The organism is Chryseobacterium gossypii, from assembly GCF_041361455.1.
Lineage (GTDB): Bacteria > Bacteroidota > Bacteroidia > Flavobacteriales > Weeksellaceae > Chryseobacterium > Chryseobacterium gossypii.
Genome location: NZ_JBGCUR010000002.1, coordinates 84340 through 100657 on the forward strand (window position 1 = coordinate 84340; position 16318 = coordinate 100657).

17 protein-coding genes are annotated in these 16318 nt (G+C 40.7%); 5 read left to right on the forward strand and 12 right to left on the reverse strand.

All coding sequences use genetic code 11. The features are described from left to right. Positions 1-41 precede the first annotated feature (41 nt). Positions 42-1403, forward strand: a complete 1362-nt coding sequence (locus ABMQ40_RS02735) for an MATE family efflux transporter (protein WP_370896294.1) — start codon at positions 42-44, stop codon at positions 1401-1403. Between the two features lie 48 nt (positions 1404-1451). Here ABMQ40_RS02735 and ABMQ40_RS02740 read toward each other — a convergent pair whose 3' ends face one another. After that, a complete protein-coding gene (locus ABMQ40_RS02740; protein WP_370896296.1) occupies positions 1452-2015 on the reverse strand; it encodes a Crp/Fnr family transcriptional regulator in 564 nt (187 codons plus the stop codon). A gap of 76 nt (positions 2016-2091) precedes the next feature. Here ABMQ40_RS02740 and ABMQ40_RS02745 point away from each other — a divergent pair, with 76 nt between their 5' ends. Next, entirely contained in the window at positions 2092-2784 is a 693-nt protein-coding gene (locus ABMQ40_RS02745; RefSeq protein WP_370896297.1) for an HAD family hydrolase, read from the forward strand. Positions 2785-2915: 131 nt separating this feature from the next. Here ABMQ40_RS02745 and ABMQ40_RS02750 read toward each other — a convergent pair whose 3' ends face one another. The 3 genes from ABMQ40_RS02750 to ABMQ40_RS02760 all read right to left on the reverse strand — a co-directional run bounded on the left by ABMQ40_RS02750 (position 2916) and on the right by ABMQ40_RS02760 (position 5381). Then, the gene (locus ABMQ40_RS02750) at positions 2916-3344 is read right to left on the reverse strand and encodes a DoxX family protein (RefSeq protein WP_370896299.1); all 429 of its coding nucleotides are present in this window, start codon (positions 3342-3344) and stop codon (positions 2916-2918) included. A gap of 67 nt (positions 3345-3411) precedes the next feature. Continuing rightward, positions 3412-4287 carry a GTPase Era gene (era, locus tag ABMQ40_RS02755; protein ID WP_370896301.1) on the reverse strand — a complete coding sequence of 292 codons (876 nt, stop codon included), beginning with the start codon at positions 4285-4287 and terminating at the stop codon, positions 3412-3414. Positions 4288-4382: 95 nt separating this feature from the next. Further along, positions 4383-5381 (reverse strand): LacI family DNA-binding transcriptional regulator, encoded by a 999-nt coding sequence (locus ABMQ40_RS02760; protein WP_370896303.1) that lies wholly within the window; start codon positions 5379-5381, stop codon positions 4383-4385. Between the two features lie 293 nt (positions 5382-5674). Between ABMQ40_RS02760 and ABMQ40_RS02765 the strand changes: the two genes are divergently transcribed. Both ABMQ40_RS02765 and ABMQ40_RS02770 read left to right on the forward strand, forming a co-directional pair. Further along, a complete protein-coding gene (locus tag ABMQ40_RS02765; protein WP_370896304.1) occupies positions 5675-6241 on the forward strand; it encodes a Crp/Fnr family transcriptional regulator in 567 nt (188 codons plus the stop codon). Between the two features lie 76 nt (positions 6242-6317). After that, positions 6318-6644, forward strand: a complete 327-nt coding sequence (locus ABMQ40_RS02770; RefSeq protein ID WP_370896306.1) for a DMT family transporter — start codon at positions 6318-6320, stop codon at positions 6642-6644. Positions 6645-6683: 39 nt separating this feature from the next. Here ABMQ40_RS02770 and ABMQ40_RS02775 read toward each other — a convergent pair whose 3' ends face one another. From ABMQ40_RS02775 to ABMQ40_RS02800, 6 genes are all read right to left on the reverse strand, one after another. Then, positions 6684-7454 (reverse strand): class I SAM-dependent methyltransferase, encoded by a 771-nt coding sequence (locus ABMQ40_RS02775; protein ID WP_370896308.1) that lies wholly within the window; start codon positions 7452-7454, stop codon positions 6684-6686. Beyond that, positions 7454-8263: a type I methionyl aminopeptidase gene (gene map, locus ABMQ40_RS02780; protein ID WP_370896310.1), complete on the reverse strand. Its 810-nt coding sequence runs from the start codon at positions 8261-8263 to the stop codon at positions 7454-7456. Before map ends, ABMQ40_RS02775 begins: the two co-directional genes overlap by 1 nt. A 151-nt stretch (positions 8264-8414) precedes the next feature. Next, positions 8415-8846, reverse strand: coding sequence for a BT0820 family HAD-type phosphatase (locus ABMQ40_RS02785; protein ID WP_370896312.1), 432 nt, complete (start codon positions 8844-8846; stop codon positions 8415-8417). Between the two features lie 94 nt (positions 8847-8940). After that, positions 8941-9918, reverse strand: a complete 978-nt coding sequence (locus tag ABMQ40_RS02790; RefSeq protein ID WP_370896314.1) for an acyl-ACP desaturase — start codon at positions 9916-9918, stop codon at positions 8941-8943. A gap of 142 nt (positions 9919-10060) precedes the next feature. Next, complete coding sequence (gene gpmI / locus ABMQ40_RS02795) at positions 10061-11602, reverse strand: 2,3-bisphosphoglycerate-independent phosphoglycerate mutase (protein WP_370896316.1); 1542 nt, start codon at positions 11600-11602, stop codon at positions 10061-10063. 191 nt (positions 11603-11793) lie between these two features. Next, positions 11794-12699 carry a DUF2268 domain-containing putative Zn-dependent protease gene (locus tag ABMQ40_RS02800; RefSeq protein WP_370896318.1) on the reverse strand — a complete coding sequence of 302 codons (906 nt, stop codon included), beginning with the start codon at positions 12697-12699 and terminating at the stop codon, positions 11794-11796. Positions 12700-12803: 104 nt separating this feature from the next. On the opposite strand from ABMQ40_RS02800, the gene ABMQ40_RS02805 reads away from it, so the two are divergent. After that, positions 12804-13127, forward strand: a complete 324-nt coding sequence (locus ABMQ40_RS02805; protein ID WP_370896320.1) for a translation initiation factor — start codon at positions 12804-12806, stop codon at positions 13125-13127. Here the strand turns inward: ABMQ40_RS02805 and ABMQ40_RS02810 are convergent, their stop codons facing one another. Then, positions 13128-14027, reverse strand: a complete 900-nt coding sequence (locus ABMQ40_RS02810) for a leucine-rich repeat domain-containing protein (protein WP_370896322.1) — start codon at positions 14025-14027, stop codon at positions 13128-13130. A 54-nt stretch (positions 14028-14081) separates the two neighbouring features. Continuing rightward, positions 14082-16226 carry an alkaline phosphatase PhoX gene (locus ABMQ40_RS02815; RefSeq protein ID WP_370896324.1) on the reverse strand — a complete coding sequence of 715 codons (2145 nt, stop codon included), beginning with the start codon at positions 16224-16226 and terminating at the stop codon, positions 14082-14084. Positions 16227-16318 lie beyond the last annotated feature (92 nt).

Below are 16318 nucleotides of genomic sequence, written 5' to 3' on the forward strand. Positions count from 1 at the left end.
AATTTGCAGTATTGTTACTGCAAATTTTTTTTTAAAACTATATGAGCTTTTTAAATAAACACTATACTCAGGAATGTCTGAAACTGGCTCTTCCCGTAATGCTCACGCAGGTAGGTCAGGTTTCTGTGAATCTGTTCGATAATATCATCGTTGGAAAACTGCTGGGTGCCGATGCGCTGGCCTCCGTATCATTGGGGAACGCCGTATTTTTTTCGATGTTTGTTCTGGCATTAGGGTTTTCTTTTGCCATCCCGCCATTGGTTTCCGAAGCCCATTCTCAGGAAGATCATAAAACCATCAATTCAGTTTTCAGCCACGGATTTATTATTAATATTTCCGTAGGGATTATTCTGATGGTCATTTTATTTTTAGGGATGCCGCTGCTCCGCCATTCAGGACAGCCGGCCAAGATCATTCCTGATACCGTGGACTTTTTAAGCATCATGGCGATAAGCATTATTCCGTTCATGGCTTTCCAGACCCTGAGGGAAGTCTCTGAAGGCCTGTCTTATACGATAGGAGTTACAAAGGCGACGATCATTGCCAATATCATCAATATCGTTTTAAATTATGTTTTCATCAAAGGATTGTTCGGGATTCCGCCCATGGGGGTAAAAGGCTCCGCTCTGGCAAGCCTCATTGCCAGGATTTTCATGGTGGTATTCCTTTATTTTGTTCTTTTGCATGAGAAAAAAACGAAACGTTATATCCAGGATTTTTCCTTAAAGGTTCAGATATTTTCGAAGATAATGTTTGATAAGATGATCAGACTGGGATTGCCAACGGCCTTACAGATGTTTTTTGAGGTAACTGCCTTTGCCGGGGCCGCCTTTATCTGCGGTCTGATTTCCGCTCATGATATCGCTTCCCATCAGATCGCACTCAGTATGGCTTCGTTCACCTTCAACCTGTGTGTTGGGTTCAGTGTGGCGTCAACGGTAATGATCGGGAGAAAGCTTGGTGAACGTAATTTTGTAGAGCTGAGAAAGGTTGGGATCAATAATCTGAAGATCGCCTTTATTTTTATGAGCGTCTGCGGAATCATTTTTATTCTGGGCAGAAATTTCCTCCCTACGTTTTTCACTAAAAAAGAGGAAGTTGAGGTAATCACCTTAGCCTCCAAATTATTGATTATCGCGGCACTGTTCCAGCTTTCAGACGGAATCCAGGTAACGGCCCTGGGAACATTGAGAGGTTTGCAGGATGTAAAGATACCTTCTATTTATACGTTCATTGCCTATTGGCTGGTCACCATCCCATTAGGCTATTTTCTGTGCGTCACTTTACAGATGGGAGCTTTCGGAATGTGGATTGCCTTAGGTTTGGGGCTTACGGTTTCTGCTGTTTTCCTGGTAAAAAGGTTCCTGAATATGTCCGCCAGAAGGATAAGACAAAATGCATAATAATCCGGCCTGAAATCAGGCCGGTATTTTTTTTGGGTCCGGATCGATCTAGCTTAAGCTTTTCAATGCCCTGTTCAGGCTTCTTACCGTAACTCCCAGATAGGCGGCCATATCTTCTTTTGAAATTTCCATTCCAAGCCTGGACTGCAGCTTAAGCAGTTTTGCCAAACTATGTTCCGTAGTATAAAGCTGCTGATACGATGCCCGGCTGGAAGTATTCACGATGCGTTCGGTAAAAACATCCAGCAACAGATTATTCAGAACCAGGTCGTTCTTAAGTAAAGATGTGAAATACGGCAGGGAAATCGCGTATACTGTAGTATCTGCCATGGCTTCAATACTGCATAAGCAGGGAATATTCCTGATCAGTTCCGTTTCGCCAACGATCTCTCCTCTTCCCAAAAACTCCACAATATATTCTTTTTCATTTTCTTCAACAAAAAAGCACTTCGTGATCCCTTCCCGGATCAGCATCACCCTGGGCAGCGGTTCATTTTGTGTCAGTAACCTTTCTCCTTTGGAGAATGACCTTATGATGATATCTTCTTTACGGTTCTGCTTTTCGTAAAGTTCATTGAAATAATTCAAAAAAGTCTGATTGGTTCGTAGCATAATATGTACCGGGACAAATGTCCTTTTCTGATGTATTTTTTATCTTGAATTTTGCCGGTAAAAATTACAAAATAAAATGGATACTATAACAACTATTGCTTTTGATGCTGATGATACGCTATGGATGAATGAAGCCTACTTCCAGAAAGCTGAAAAGGAGTTTTGCTCTCTTCTTGAAGACTACATGCCACAACATTCCGTTTCGCAGGAACTTTTTAAAACCGAAATGCGGAATTTAGCTCTGTATGGTTACGGGGTAAAGGGTTTTATACTTTGTATGCTGGAAACCGCAGACAGAATCTCCGCAGGTACGGCCCCGTTTCAATTGATCACTAAGATCATAGAGCTGGGAAAAGAGCTGCTCCAGAAGCCGGTCCAACTCCTCGATGGGGTGCCCGAAACACTGGAAAGCCTGAAAGGAAGATACAGACTGGTAATTGCTACCAAAGGTGATCTGCTGGATCAGGAACGGAAACTGAAAAAATCAGGATTACAGGATCATTTTCATCATATAGAAATCATGAGTGACAAAAAAGAAGATGATTACAAAAAGTTGTTAAGGCACCTGGATTGCAGACCTGAAAATTTTCTGATGATCGGCAATTCAATAAAGTCAGATATTTTACCTGTACTGGAGATCGGAGGATATACCGCCCATATCCCCTATTATCTGACCTGGGCCCATGAGCATATGGAGCACAGCCTGCAACATGCCCGGTATACAGAATTGAAGAGTATAAATGAGATCATCCATAAACTTTCTCTGTAATGTGGCTGTATGCCGCCTCAAAGCAAACAGTATATCTTCTGATATTTTTTAGCAATGGCAGAACCGTTTCTGCTATACAGAACAAAAAAAGCTGCCTTTTCGGGGCAGCTTACTTATATTTTATTCCTGGATTACCAGTCTGATGCTCTTTTTCTTTTTTCGATCATACGGTCAACCGAAATTTTGCCGGCCCCAAAGGCCATCAGCAGTAAGTAGACAGACAGATAAATAAGGCTCAGCTCTTTCGTTTTAAAGGGGTCTGCACTATGCACCACAAAACCTGCAATAATCATGGTGAAAATCAGGAATCCTAACGCAACTCTTGTAAACAGGCCTAAAATAAGAAGTATTGAACAAACAAACTCAGCAAATACCGTAAGGATCAGAGATATCTGAGGACCTAAGCCTAAAAAATCGAAGAATTCAATTTTTTCACCTTCCAATAAGGTCAGGAGTTTCGGAAATCCGTGAGACAACATAGAAAAACCAATAAAAACTCTCACAATTAACAAAATAATATCCCTGAATACTGTAGTAGATTTTGAGTTAAAATAGTTCATTCATGAAAATTTTATAATAAATATAATAAAAATCTTTTATTACAACGGTAAGTATTGCTTTTTTAGTCTATCGGTAACCAAAGTTTTTAAGGTCGCGCTCATTTTTGCGCCAGTCTTTTTTCACTTTTACAAAAAGGTTCAGATGTATTTTTTTAGCAAAAAACTTCTCAAGATCAAGTCTGGCTTCTGTTCCCACTTTTTTAATCGCCTCCCCTTTATGGCCGATCAGGATTCCTTTCTGGGTATCTCTCTCAACATATATGATAGAGTCTATAAAGATAATTCCTTCTTTTTCCTTAAACTGTTCCGTCACTACTTCTACGGAATAAGGAATCTCTTTATCGTAATTCAGGAGGATCTTTTCCCGGATCGCTTCATTCACAAAAAACCTTTCTGGCTTATCCGTAAACTGATCTTTGTCGTAATACGGTGGATTTTCCGGCAATAGGGATTTTATTTTAGGCAGGATAATATCTGTATTAAAGGCATTCAGGGCAGAAATAGGAAGTATCTCGGCCTTCGGGATCCTGTTATGCCATTCTTCCACCAGCTTTTCAAGGCCTTCCTGATCGGTCTGGTCTATTTTATTCAGCAATAATAAGACTGGTACAGGAATCTTATTCAGTTTTTCAATCAAAAATTCTGAAGGTTCGGTTTTATCGGTAACATCTACAATGAACAGAAAAACATCGGCATCCTGCAAAGAATCCTTCACAAAATCCATCATTTTCTCCTGAAGACCATATTTAGGGTCCAATACTCCCGGAGTATCCGAAAATACAATCTGCAGATCATCTTCATTATAGATTCCAAAAATCCTGTGACGTGTGGTCTGGGCCTTTTGTGTAACAATTGCCAGCTTCTCTCCCATCAACTGATTCAGTAAGGTAGATTTTCCGGCATTAGGCTTACCAACTATGTTTACAAATCCCGCTTTATGCATATCATTATATTATGAACGCAAAGTTAGTAAACAAAAATGTATTTAAGGGACAAAAGCTTGATAAATCCAATGAAAAGCAGATACCGGATTTTTAATTACTTTACTGAATTTTTATGGACCAGTTTTGCCGGGAATGTTACTCTCTTTCCGTCAGCTGTATAGTTATTGATCTGGCGGTCAAGCAATTTTACGGCTTCTTCCGCCATTTCGGTAAGGGGCTGCTGAACATAGCTGATCTCTTTCGGAAAAAGCTGGTAGGCTTCGGTTTCATCGAAAGCAACCACCGAGACGTCATTCGGAACCCTGATATTGTTCTTTAAAAGGTACTTTAATCCGGCGATCCCCAGCTTATTGCTGGAAAAGTATATGGCCGTTCTTTTGGAGAGGTTTAGGTTTTCTTTTAATCCTGAAAAAACTTCCTGCTCAATATGATGAATGCCTGTCAATATTTTTTTCAGACAGGTCCCCGTTGATTTCACTCTTCTGTCAAAGCCTTCCTGCCGGTCTAAGAGATGTGGCAATGCTGTATCATACCCCACATAAATTATTTCATCAAAATTTTTCCGGATCAGGATATCGCAGATATGTTCGGAGATTTCTGAATTATTGATCATCACGCCCGGAATATTTATATTCTTAAGATACCTGTCAATGGTAATAACGGGATATTCTTCATTGACAAGCCGGATAATGGCCTCCTCTGAGTTTGCCACCGGAGCCACGATCATCCCGTCCACCTGCTGTTCAGAAAAAAGCTCTGTAAGTTTTTTGAATTTTTCAGGGTTTTCATCAGAACTTCCTATCAGCAGGGAGTAGCCCAGCTTCATGGCTTCATCTTCGATACATCTTGCGATATTTGAATAAAAGTCATTGGATATGTCAGCTACAATAAGCCCGATCAGCCTGGTTTTATTCATTTTCAGGCTTCTGGCTATTTTATTCGGAGTATAATTAATGGTTTTAGCGGTTTCAATGATCTTTTTCTTGGTGGCATCACTGATTCTGCTTCCTTCTTTTTTATTAAGAACATAGGAAACCGTTGCAACGGATACCCCTACGATCCTCGCAATATCTTTTATGGAAGCTCTTTTCATGGTTATTTTTTTCGTACAAAGTATTCTATAAAATGCAAAAAAACAAGAGTCTTATTTTTTGGGTCGTTTCCGAAAAAATTATATTTTCGCAACTTTTTTCAGCTTTCTTGTCTTTAGTTTAATATTATGGAAAACAAATATATAACTATAAATTATTCCAGCAATTAGCCGGATAACAATTAAAAACATCAACTTAAGTGCATTTTTTGATTAAACACTTACATTACGAATTTAAAGTTTATTTCATTTAAACGTTAAAAACTGATAATTTTGGATTCATCTAAGTCACACTTATGAATATAGACCAAATTCTCAACGCCATACATCCGCTGCCGGAAAATTCCCGCGAAAACCTGAAGAAATACATCACCGAAGTTAACTACCCGAAACATCATGAACTGATGGAGGCTTATAAAATTGTCCCTCATATTTATTTTATAAAGAAAGGAATTGTACGGGCCTATGCTTCTACCCGGGATACTAATGACATCACTTTCTGGTTCGGAAGCGAGGGGGAAGCCGTTATTTCAATGAAAAGCTATGTGGAGGGCCAACCCGGCTATGAAAGCATTGAACTTTTGGAGAACTGTGAATTGTATCAGCTGGAAACCGTAAGGCTTAAAGAGCTTTTTAACAGGGATATCCATATTGCCAACTGGGGCAGGAAGTTTGCAGAAAGGGAATTGGTCCGCACCGAAGAACTGATTATCTCCAGGCAGTTCAAAACAGCTACGGAACGTTATAAGGATCTGTTAAGGGATAAACCTCATTTGCTGAAAAGAGTCCAGCTGGGGCACATTGCCTCTTATCTTGGCATAACCCAGGTAAGCTTAAGCAGAATCCGGGCGGAAATAAAGTAATGATTATCATTTTTTAACAATTGTAAAATTTTGTTTCCTTTTAAATATGCACCTTTGCAACAATAAATGATCAGAAATGAATTGGGTTATTTTAATTATTGCAGGATTATTTGAAGTGGCTTTCGCATCGTGCCTGGCCAAAGTAAAGGAGACATCGGGTACCGAAATGTACTACTGGTTCGCCGGCTTTCTGGTTTCTTTAACGGTGAGTATGCTTTTGCTTATCAAAGCTACCCAGACCCTGCCCATAGGAACAGCTTATGCTGTATGGACCGGAATCGGGGCGGTAGGAACAGCCCTGATGGGAATTTTCTTTTTTAAGGATCCGGTAAGCTTCTGGAGGATCTTTTTCATCATAACCTTAATCGGATCTGTGGTGGGGTTGAAAGCCGTTTCTCATTAACAGATATAAATCAAAACGTCTCCGGATGCGGAGACGTTTTTATCTATCTTTAAAAACTACAGGCAGTATCTCATTTTTTCTTAACCCGTACTTTTTGATTTCTTCCTCCGAGAATTTCCGGGAATAGAAATTTGGTTCTGTCCGGAAGCCGGCTTTTCTCAGACGATCAAAATAATCCATTCCATACCAGCGTACATGGTCATACTGTCCGAAGTGCTTCTGTCGTTCCTTAGGATCCTTAATGGTAAAATCTTCGTAGGTTTTTTCCAGCGAGTTCTTCATAGGAACCTGAAAGATCCCCCAGCCTCCCGGCCTCATTACCCTGTAAAGTTCACTCATTGCCCTGGCATCATCTTCAATATGCTCCAGAACATGGTTACAAAAAACAATATCAAAGCTTTCATCAGCAAAGGGCAGATCCAGCACATCCGCTTTTATATCTACAATAGGAGAATACAGGTCTGCCGAGATATAATCCAGATTCCTCATCCTCTTGAACTTTCTTAAAAATTCCTGCTCTGGGGCTATATGCAGAACTTTATAATTCTTTATAAAAAAATCAGTCTCATTCTGCAGATACAGCCACATCTGGCGGTGCCTTTCAAGGCTTAGGGTTCCCGGTGACAAGGCATTCTCTCTCTGCCTGCCGTATCCGTACGGCAGGAATTTCCGGTAAGATCTGCCGTCAATGGGATCAAAAAACTGATCACCTTTGAAGAACCGGTAAATAAGCGGTCTGGCCCATATGCTCATCTTGATAAGCACCGGACGCGGGATTTTATTTAATAGAAGCTTGGTTACTTTTTTCATCAAAAGTCCATTTGGAAAGGCTTCTCTTCATCACTTTCGATGCCCAGGGCCTCGTAAATATACTGGAATGTGGAAAGAAGCACGGGTTTTCCGTTGATAACCGCCACATCATGCTCGAAATGTGCGGAAGGCTGGTTGTCTAAAGTCGTAACCGTCCACCCGTCGTCATGGAATTTTACTTTTTCTGTTCCCAGGTTGATCATCGGCTCAATGGCAATAGCCAATCCGTCTTTAATTACTTTTCCGCTTCCCTGTCTTCCATAGTTCGGAACCTGCGGATCTTCATGCATTTTTCTTCCGAGGCCATGCCCTACCAGTTCTCTCACCACTCCATAGCCTTCTTTTTCACAATAGGATTGTATGGCATGGGAAATATCACCGATCCTTTTTCCACGGATACACTGCTCGATTCCCTTATACAGGGATTCCTTCGTTACCTTCAAAAGTTTTTTCACTTCCGGTTTTACTTCTCCGATTTCAAAGGTATAGGCATGATCGCCTACAAATCCGTTCAGGATAACTCCACAGTCTACAGAAAGCACATCTCCTTCTTTCACCACCTCATTGTTGGGAAAGCCATGAACCACCTGCTCATTGGGAGAAATGCATAATGAATTCGGGAAACCTCCGTAGCCCAGGAATGCAGGCTCGGCACCGTGGTCTTTGATAAATTCATAAGCCAGTTTATCTAAATGCAAAGTCGTAATTCCAGGTTTGATTTCCTTGGCTAACATCCCCAGGGTTTTAGAGACAAGACGTGCGCTTTGCTTCATCAGACGAAGTTCGTCTATCGTTTTTAATTGAATCATTTCTATTTAGGTTAGATTTTAGAGATCAGAAGGCTAATCTATCCCAAACCGGTCAAAATGAAATGGGACCATCTTCTCACTCTAAATTTATCGGATAACCGGAGCTGAAGGTTAAAAATGCCATTAAGCAAATATTAACTTCCAATTCCTTTTACCAGAATAATCCTTTTTTCTTTTCTTTTTTCAGTTTGGAATAGGCCAGGACTTCTTTTCCTTCCACTCGGAACTCTATTCTTTCCTGGATGATGTTGTAGATCTCTCCCCAGCCCGGGAATCCGCCCAGATTCCGGTCATCAATAAACCAGTCCGCATCCAGTTTTCTGGATTGTGTTTCAGGATCGAAAACTTCTCCTTCAAAACTTGAGTTTACAGCATAAAATTCTATTCCGTTCTGTCTGCAAAATTCTACAGCTTCATCCAGGGTTTTTCCGTGTCTGTACGTCCAGAGAATCAGCCTGTAACCTTCCGCCTGTAATCTTTTTAAGGTTTCAAAAGCGAAAATTTTCGGCTTTCCAATTGCCGGATAAGCATCATCAACAATAGTTCCGTCAAAGTCAACAGCAATTTTCTTGTTGTTCATCATTTTCGAATGTAATTTAGAAGTGCAAAGATACAAATAAAAAAAGTGCCAAAAATCATTGGCACCTTAGTTTTATCATTTTATGACCTGTACGGATCTAACTTTTCACCCAGCTGAACTGGAACTGCTGATCAGGAGTAGAAACCCTGTCCGTAATTTTCTGCAACCTTGCGGGAAGCTTCATCAGGTATTCCTGGGCTTTTTCAGCTTTTTCCGTAAGGCCCTTGATATGCTCGATCTTCCATTCATCCAACAGGTCTTTCAGAATATTGATATAGTCATGCCCTGTGTACACCATACATCTCTGGGCCGCATCTGAGAAATGCTCCCAAAGCTCTCCTACCTTCTGGCCGGATTGTCTCATCAGGTGGGCAGGCATTACGATCTTTTTACGCATCATATCTTCAAATGCCAGAATCATTTCAGAAGGGTCTATTTCAAGGATCTTGGCCACGAAATGTTTATAGGCCTTAGCATGTCTTGCCTCATCTGCCGCGATCACACCGCACATTTTAGCCAGCTTCGTATTCCCTGACTGTTTTGCCAGTGTCCCCACTCTCCTGTGGGAAATGTTGGTCGCCGTTTCCTGGAAACTGGTGTAAATAAAGTTTCTGTAAGGATCCATGCTGGTTCCAAGATCAAAACCGTCATTGATCAGATATTGGGTAGTGATCTCCACTTCCCTCATATTTACTCTTCCGCAAAGGTAAAGGTACTTATTCAACAGGTCTCCGTGCCTGTTCTCTTCCGCTGTCCAGGCTCTTACCCAATTTACCCATCCTACTTTTTCTTCCTGATTAATTCCTTCCACACCCATCAGCCATGATTCATAAGATGGCAATGCTTCTTCCGTAATACAGTCCCCGATAAGGGTAACAAATAAATCGTAAGGCATTTCGCGGGCAAAGGTCTGAATTTCTTCTAAATCGTATTTGAAGTTTTCGCTTGAAGGATCGGGAAGCATGTCAGAAGGTTGCCAGATCTTCTCAATCGGCGTTAAAAATTTTTCCAGAAAAGAACCTACTTCCTTTTCCAAAATTCCCATTACTTCTTTCCTAACAAGCTTTTGATACATTATAACTATTTAATTTTTAATTTACAAAGATATGATTTATTATTTTAAGCATAACAATTATCGTGCCTGACATAAATCATAATGATATACCGATATCAAGATCATAACGGTATTTTTATACTATTATTATTAATTACTGATTTCAGCTGACTAAAATATCGCCGGTCATTACTGCCGGAATCTCTATTCCCATTACTTTTAAAATAGTCGGGGCCACATCACCCAGTTTTCCTGATCTCAGGTTCCAGGTATGATCCTTATCCATTACGATGAACGGAACCAGATTGGTTGAATGCTGGGTATTCGGGGTACCGTCCGGATTGATCATCACATCGGAATTTCCGTGGTCTGCCAGAATAAAAACTGCATAACCGTGTTCATAGGCCGTGGCAGCTACTTTTTCGATACATTGATCAACGGTCTCTGCCGCTTTTACGGCCGCCGAGAATACTCCTGTATGGCCTACCATATCCGTATTAGCAAAATTCAGGCAGATAAAATCTGCCGTTTCTTTTTCAAGTTCCGGAATAATGGCATTGGTAATATCATATGCGGACATTTCGGGTTTCAGATCATAAGTGGGAACATCCTTCGGGCTTGGGCAAAGTAACCTCCTTTCTCCTATGAACTCCTGTTCCCTGCCTCCTGAAAAGAAAAATGTCACATGCGGATACTTTTCCGTTTCGGCGATCCTGATCTGGGTCTTTCCGTTTCTTTCAAGGACCTCACCCATGGTTTCTTTCAATACTTCATCATCAAAAACCACTTTTACATCATGGAATGTCTTATCATAGTTCGTTAAAGTGATATAATACAGATCCAGCTTCCTCATAAAAAATTCCGGAAAATCCTGTTGGGAAAGCACTTCTGTGATCTCTCTTCCCCGGTCTGTACGGAAATTGAAGCAGATGACCACATCATGGTCCACAATCTTGGCTACCGGAACCACATTTCCTGTAGCAGTGGTTTTCATTAAAATTATAGGTTTTAAAAACTCGTCGGTCACATTGGCATCATAAGAAGCTTTAACAGCGGCCACAGCGGCCGTAGTCTGAAGGCCAACGCCTTCCACCAGGGCATCGTAAGCCAGCTTCACCCGTTCCCATCTCTTATCTCTGTCCATGGCGTAATATCTTCCTACAATGGTGGCCAGTTTTCCCGTAGTGGCTTCCATATGTCTCTGAAGCTCTTCAATGAAGCCTATTCCCGAATGCGGATCACAGTCTCTGCCATCCGTGAAGGCATGAACGAAAACGTTTTCATTTAATCCGAAGTTTTTGGCTGCCGTTAGCAGGCCTTTCAAATGGTTGATATGAGAGTGCACTCCTCCATTGGAGACCAGTCCTATGAAATGTATTTTTTTATTTTCTCTTCTGGCATATTCAAAAGCATCCTGGATCACTTTTTCCTGTCCTAAGGTACCGTTTTCAACAGCCATATTCAGTTTAACCAGATTTTGGTAAACCACCCGGCCTGCCCCCAGATTCATATGCCCTACCTCAGAATTTCCCATTTGCCCGGCAGGAAGCCCTACGGCTAAACCGCTTGCTTCAAGGGTGGTATGCGGAAATTTTTTATAACAGCTGTCTATGAAGGGTGTATTGGCTTGATCTATGGCTGAAACGTCCGGATTTGTTCCCAATCCCCATCCGTCAAGGATGGCTAATATTGCTTTTTTCGACATCTTGTAAACTTTTGTGTTACAAATTTATCTATTTTGGAATGAATTTAGGACTCTGCCGGCCTTAAATTTTAATTAAAGTAATACATGTCCTTAAAAAGCAGACTTTAATCATAAATTGTAACATCTGCCATAAAGCTGCTTCAACGGTTTTTTCGGAGTATTCTTAAAGAAAGTATTTTAATTCCATCTGGCTATCTGGTATCTTTTTTAATATAGGGATCTAAAAAGCCGCTTTCCTTCAAAAATATATATGGATCTTCTATATTGAGAATATTATAGACTGCTTTATGCTTATCTGCCTGTTTATTAAAATACATCTCTACAATCTTATACCCCATCCAATATCCAAGGTCGTTCGGTCTGTCATCTTTTTTGCTGGTTTCATACAGCCAATCCTGATAATCATTTCCTTTCATTTTCGTAACAAATTCCTTACAGAGTTTTTCCAAATGATTTTCACCATACTTATATGCTTTATTGGTAATGATCTCACCTGATACAAATTCACTGATAAAATCAGCACCGCCTTCATTTAATGATTGCCTGAGTAAGGTATCGTCTCCTTTTATATTTTGCTGAAAATGGACCAGCTCATGGGCAATAAGCCCGGTAATCCCATTAAGGTCGGTAAGCATTTCTGTTCCTATGATAATTCCGTCCTTAGAAACTGTTCCGCCCGAATTGAAACGTCCGTAGACAAAGTAAACGGGTGGGAATTTCGCTTCGGGATACCAATATTTCAGGGCACTGTATATTGCCTTCACTCTTTTTTCCTTCGCTGCAATTTCCTTTAAGACATCTTTACTTTTCAGATAATCTTCTTTTCTCTTTTTTACCATTGAGAAAAGAGAATCTGCATTAATAATCCTGTATTCCATAAAACCTTTTACTCCGGGAGAACCATTGTCAATATATTCTTTGAAAGGATTTCCTTTAGACTTGTCTATATTGTTATAAGCCTTCCAGAAACCGTCAACATCCTTCATTTCAAAAACGGCATTTAAAGGATCACCGGAAAAAGCTACCTGTCCATACGCTTTACTAAAGCCCAGTATGGTAACCACCAGCATAAAAATGTAATTAGTTTTTATTTTCATATCTAAATATAATTGGTTGAATATAACATTTGAAACATAAAAATATTACTTTTGAAGCATACATATATCATTCAGGCTATCGCATTTATTATTAATTTTGCTGTATGGATTTAAGAGATCAACTTAAGAACCTTTTTCCTGATCATGAGGAGCAGGATTTTGAAATGCCTGAAGAGGAGTTCAGGCAGAAGGAGCCTTTGGTATGCAAATTTGAAAAAAAAGGCAGAAACGGAAAGCCCGTAACTCTTATCGAAGGCTGGGAAGGCAGCGATGAGGAGCTTAAAAAAATTTCAAAAAAAATAAAAACCACTTTAGGCATAGGAGGATCTGAAAAAGACGGCGTTATCATTATTCAGGGAGATAACCGTGACAAAATCATGGAAATCCTGAAAGAAATGGGCTATAAGACCAAAAGGGTCGGCGGATGATCAGAAATAAATCTGGGTTTCCGGCATCAGTGCTTTCAGTTTCTCAACAGTAGTTTTTTTGATGGGATTCCCCGTCAGAATCAATGTTTTAAGATATTTCAGCTGTGAAATTTCCGTTGGGAGATCCTTCAGTCCATTATGAGCCAGATTCAGGCTGACGATGTTCTTCAATCCTTTTATTTTAGATGGGATTTCCCTGATATTATTCTGGCTTACGTTTAGAAATTCAAGATTTTTTAACCGGAACAGGCTTTCGGGCAGCTTTACTATACCATTCTGCTGTAATTCAAGGTATTTCAGCTGTTCCGGAAATTCAAGATCCCCGAGATCATTGATCTGATTGGCAGAAAGGTTTAAGGATCTCAAACTTTTTATCCTGTCAAGATGTTCAGAAATGAAGCTGATCTGGTTTCCCTGCAAATTAATCTCCTCCAGTGCCGGAATCTCCATCAGGGCTTCAGGAAAGACATTAAGGTTATTGGCATCAAGATGGATCGCCTTCAGGTTTTGCAGTTTTGCAATATTGGGATTAATATCCGTAAGGCTGTTCAGACTTATGGAAAGGCTCTTAAGCTTTTTAAGATCACCGATCCCGTCGGGGATAAATTTGATGCTGTTTTGGCTTGCATTTAATATTTCAAGCTCTTTCAGGGTAAAGATTTCCTGATCCATTTTTTCCAGCTTATTTTCCATAAGATTCAGGAAAAACAGGGAATCTAATGTCCTGATCTGCGGGGGGACGTTGAACAGTCCCTTACCTCTGAAGCTCATGCTGTAAACGGTTTTTCCGCTGCTCAAAGCGGCTTCAATACTGGTATAGGTAGGGTATTTCACAGGATCAATCTGAGCCTTGCCCAGAAAAAGGAAAAAAACGGATATAGCAACGAAATTTTTTCTCATATATAAGAAGCTACCGGCAATACAATTACCGGTAGCCATGAAAATTATTAATTATTATTTTTTAAGAAGCTTTACTGTTTTCTGGAAACCATCTGCTTCGATATTCAATATTAGCACCCGTGATGCTTCAAGCTGTGAAGTGAAATCCAGATCCAGGGATTTATTTGAGCCTTCAAATTTCCTGTTGTAAACGATCTTACCATCCATGCTGTAAGCTGTCACTGAAATATTTTTCAATTCTTTAGAGGCATTGACCTTCACGATCCCTGAAGTAGGATTTGGAGCTACAGTAACCGTATTTTCCGCATTCTGGTCAATAGTTCCCAATGAGCCGTTGGTACCTAAGTTATCTTTTAAGGCAATCACAATGGTAGCAGATTTCCCTCTGTAGTCAATGGTATTTCCTGTGGCATCCACATCCGTAGAAATTGTTGCGTCCGGATGCTGGATAGAGAAGAAACCAAATTTATGGTCAGGAGTGAATGTAAGCCCTGTTGGCTCTGCTCCAGCCGGCATAGAAGCGAAAAGTCTTACTTTTGGATTTGCCTGTGTATGATCCGGAGCTACTACCCAGATGTAGTTTTTACCACCATCTTGTAATACCCAAAGATTTCCTAACTCGTCAAAAGTAAGGTTATCATTTCCGTCTCCCCAGGCTTCAGACTTTACGCCTTGTGCCGTGTTGAAAGAATATACTGTAGAAAGTCCGCCAACGAAGGTCTCAACCTGTGACAATGTAGCACCGTCGTCCTTCATTCTGTACACTTTGTTTAAGCCTTTAGCGGTAAAATAAACTTTGCCATCGATAGGGCTGATATCTACGTCTTCCACTCCGTTGAAAGAAGTACCCCCTAATGTTTGGGCTAAAGCTGCCGTATTGTTTTGATCCGCCTGCGTTTTATTCGGGATCTGGATCCATTCTCCCGTTGTAGCTACAGGATCCCCATTGCTTAGTCCCTGATCCAGTTTCAGAACATAAAGGTTTCCTGAAGAAAGGTCGTTAGGAGTATCCATCACATATTTGTAAACCATATGGGTTCCGCCATCTTCTCCAAAATAAGCAACTGTTCCTGCATTATTGATCACTACATTCTCATGGTTCATGATTCCCATCTGCCAAAGTTTTCCTTTGGTTCCGTTCGTATTCTGAGATACAACCTGAGCGGTAGCAGGATCAATCTCTACCAGCCATCCGTAATCTTTATACCCATCATTATTCACATCACCGGAAGTGGTCTGCTCTTCTGCCGTAACCACCGTTCCCCATGGAGTAATACCGCCTGAGCAGTTCCTGATGGTTTGCACCAGACTAGGGTCTGAAAAGCCTACTGCTCTTGATCTTGTCAGCTGCCATAGTTTTGTAGAGGCATTATAATTGATCTCAGCCATGGTAACCCCTCCCGGATTGGTCTCATGGTTCACGGAAAGGTAACCATCCACAGAGCTTCCGTTTTTAGCCACATAAGCTGTGAAATCATTTTGTCCACCTACCAGACCGCCTCCCTCTGTATAATTATCTCCTTCTTTCAGAATCAGCTGATATCTGTGCTCTGCCGGGATAATTAATTTATTGGTCTGCGAAGTAGGAACAATAGAAGTAAAGCAACTGATATGAGCTGCATTGCAGGTAACCGGATTAGTTGTATTGGTTGTTGTTTTAAGATAGGCATCAATTCTCAGATCCGAGCTTGCCGTACCCCTGTTGTGCAATTCAATGGAAATTCTGTTGGTTCCATTTACAAATTTTGATTTCGGGATAGAAAATATATTATAAACGCTTTCTGCTGCCCCGTCTATGGTTGTGCTTGACCACGTATTGAAAGTAATGGTTCCCGCAGGCATATTGTCTCTCGCTACCTCTTCCCCGTTCAGATATACCACGATTCCGTCATCTCTCATAATTCCCAGCTCCATCGTATCGCTAAGGTCAGACAGGTTCACATTGAAATCTTTGGCAAAGTAAGCCGTTACAAGCCCGGTATTGAGGGTTGTGGTAACAGGATCTCCGTAGCCTAACGGTCCGTTTCCGGTGGACCAGGCAGAAACATCAAAATTAGCATCTTTCCATTGATCAACCTGAGCCTGGTTGCTATCGTTATACCTCCATGCAGAGTTTTTGTTAAAGATGAATGTCTGGGCCTGGAATGCGGAAACCGACATTAACGCAAGAACTGCAACTGTTAGTAGTTTTCTTTTCATTTTATATTTTGATTTATTAGACAATGCAAAGCTATTTTTTTGTTATCAGGACTTTATTAATAGTGTTTTAAATAAGCGAAGGCCAATGTTAA

What these genes read in the sequence shown, in the direction of transcription:
- ABMQ40_RS02735 (WP_370896294.1), top strand. Translation starts at nt 42, where the DNA reads ATGAGCTTTTTAAATAAACACTATACTCAGGAATGTCTGAAACTGGCT.
- ABMQ40_RS02740 (WP_370896296.1), bottom strand. Translation starts at nt 2,015, where the DNA reads ATGCTACGAACCAATCAGACTTTTTTGAATTATTTCAATGAACTTTAC.
- ABMQ40_RS02745 (WP_370896297.1), top strand. Translation starts at nt 2,092, where the DNA reads ATGGATACTATAACAACTATTGCTTTTGATGCTGATGATACGCTATGG.
- ABMQ40_RS02750 (WP_370896299.1), bottom strand. Translation starts at nt 3,344, where the DNA reads ATGAACTATTTTAACTCAAAATCTACTACAGTATTCAGGGATATTATT.
- era (WP_370896301.1), bottom strand. Translation starts at nt 4,287, where the DNA reads ATGCATAAAGCGGGATTTGTAAACATAGTTGGTAAGCCTAATGCCGGA.
- ABMQ40_RS02760 (WP_370896303.1), bottom strand. Translation starts at nt 5,381, where the DNA reads ATGAAAAGAGCTTCCATAAAAGATATTGCGAGGATCGTAGGGGTATCC.
- ABMQ40_RS02765 (WP_370896304.1), top strand. Translation starts at nt 5,675, where the DNA reads ATGAATATAGACCAAATTCTCAACGCCATACATCCGCTGCCGGAAAAT.
- ABMQ40_RS02770 (WP_370896306.1), top strand. Translation starts at nt 6,318, where the DNA reads ATGAATTGGGTTATTTTAATTATTGCAGGATTATTTGAAGTGGCTTTC.
- ABMQ40_RS02775 (WP_370896308.1), bottom strand. Translation starts at nt 7,454, where the DNA reads ATGAAAAAAGTAACCAAGCTTCTATTAAATAAAATCCCGCGTCCGGTG.
- map (WP_370896310.1), bottom strand. Translation starts at nt 8,263, where the DNA reads ATGATTCAATTAAAAACGATAGACGAACTTCGTCTGATGAAGCAAAGC.
- ABMQ40_RS02785 (WP_370896312.1), bottom strand. Translation starts at nt 8,846, where the DNA reads ATGATGAACAACAAGAAAATTGCTGTTGACTTTGACGGAACTATTGTT.
- ABMQ40_RS02790 (WP_370896314.1), bottom strand. Translation starts at nt 9,918, where the DNA reads ATGTATCAAAAGCTTGTTAGGAAAGAAGTAATGGGAATTTTGGAAAAG.
- gpmI (WP_370896316.1), bottom strand. Translation starts at nt 11,602, where the DNA reads ATGTCGAAAAAAGCAATATTAGCCATCCTTGACGGATGGGGATTGGGA.
- ABMQ40_RS02800 (WP_370896318.1), bottom strand. Translation starts at nt 12,699, where the DNA reads ATGAAAATAAAAACTAATTACATTTTTATGCTGGTGGTTACCATACTG.
- ABMQ40_RS02805 (WP_370896320.1), top strand. Translation starts at nt 12,804, where the DNA reads ATGGATTTAAGAGATCAACTTAAGAACCTTTTTCCTGATCATGAGGAG.
- ABMQ40_RS02810 (WP_370896322.1), bottom strand. Translation starts at nt 14,027, where the DNA reads ATGAGAAAAAATTTCGTTGCTATATCCGTTTTTTTCCTTTTTCTGGGC.
- ABMQ40_RS02815 (WP_370896324.1), bottom strand. Translation starts at nt 16,226, where the DNA reads ATGAAAAGAAAACTACTAACAGTTGCAGTTCTTGCGTTAATGTCGGTT.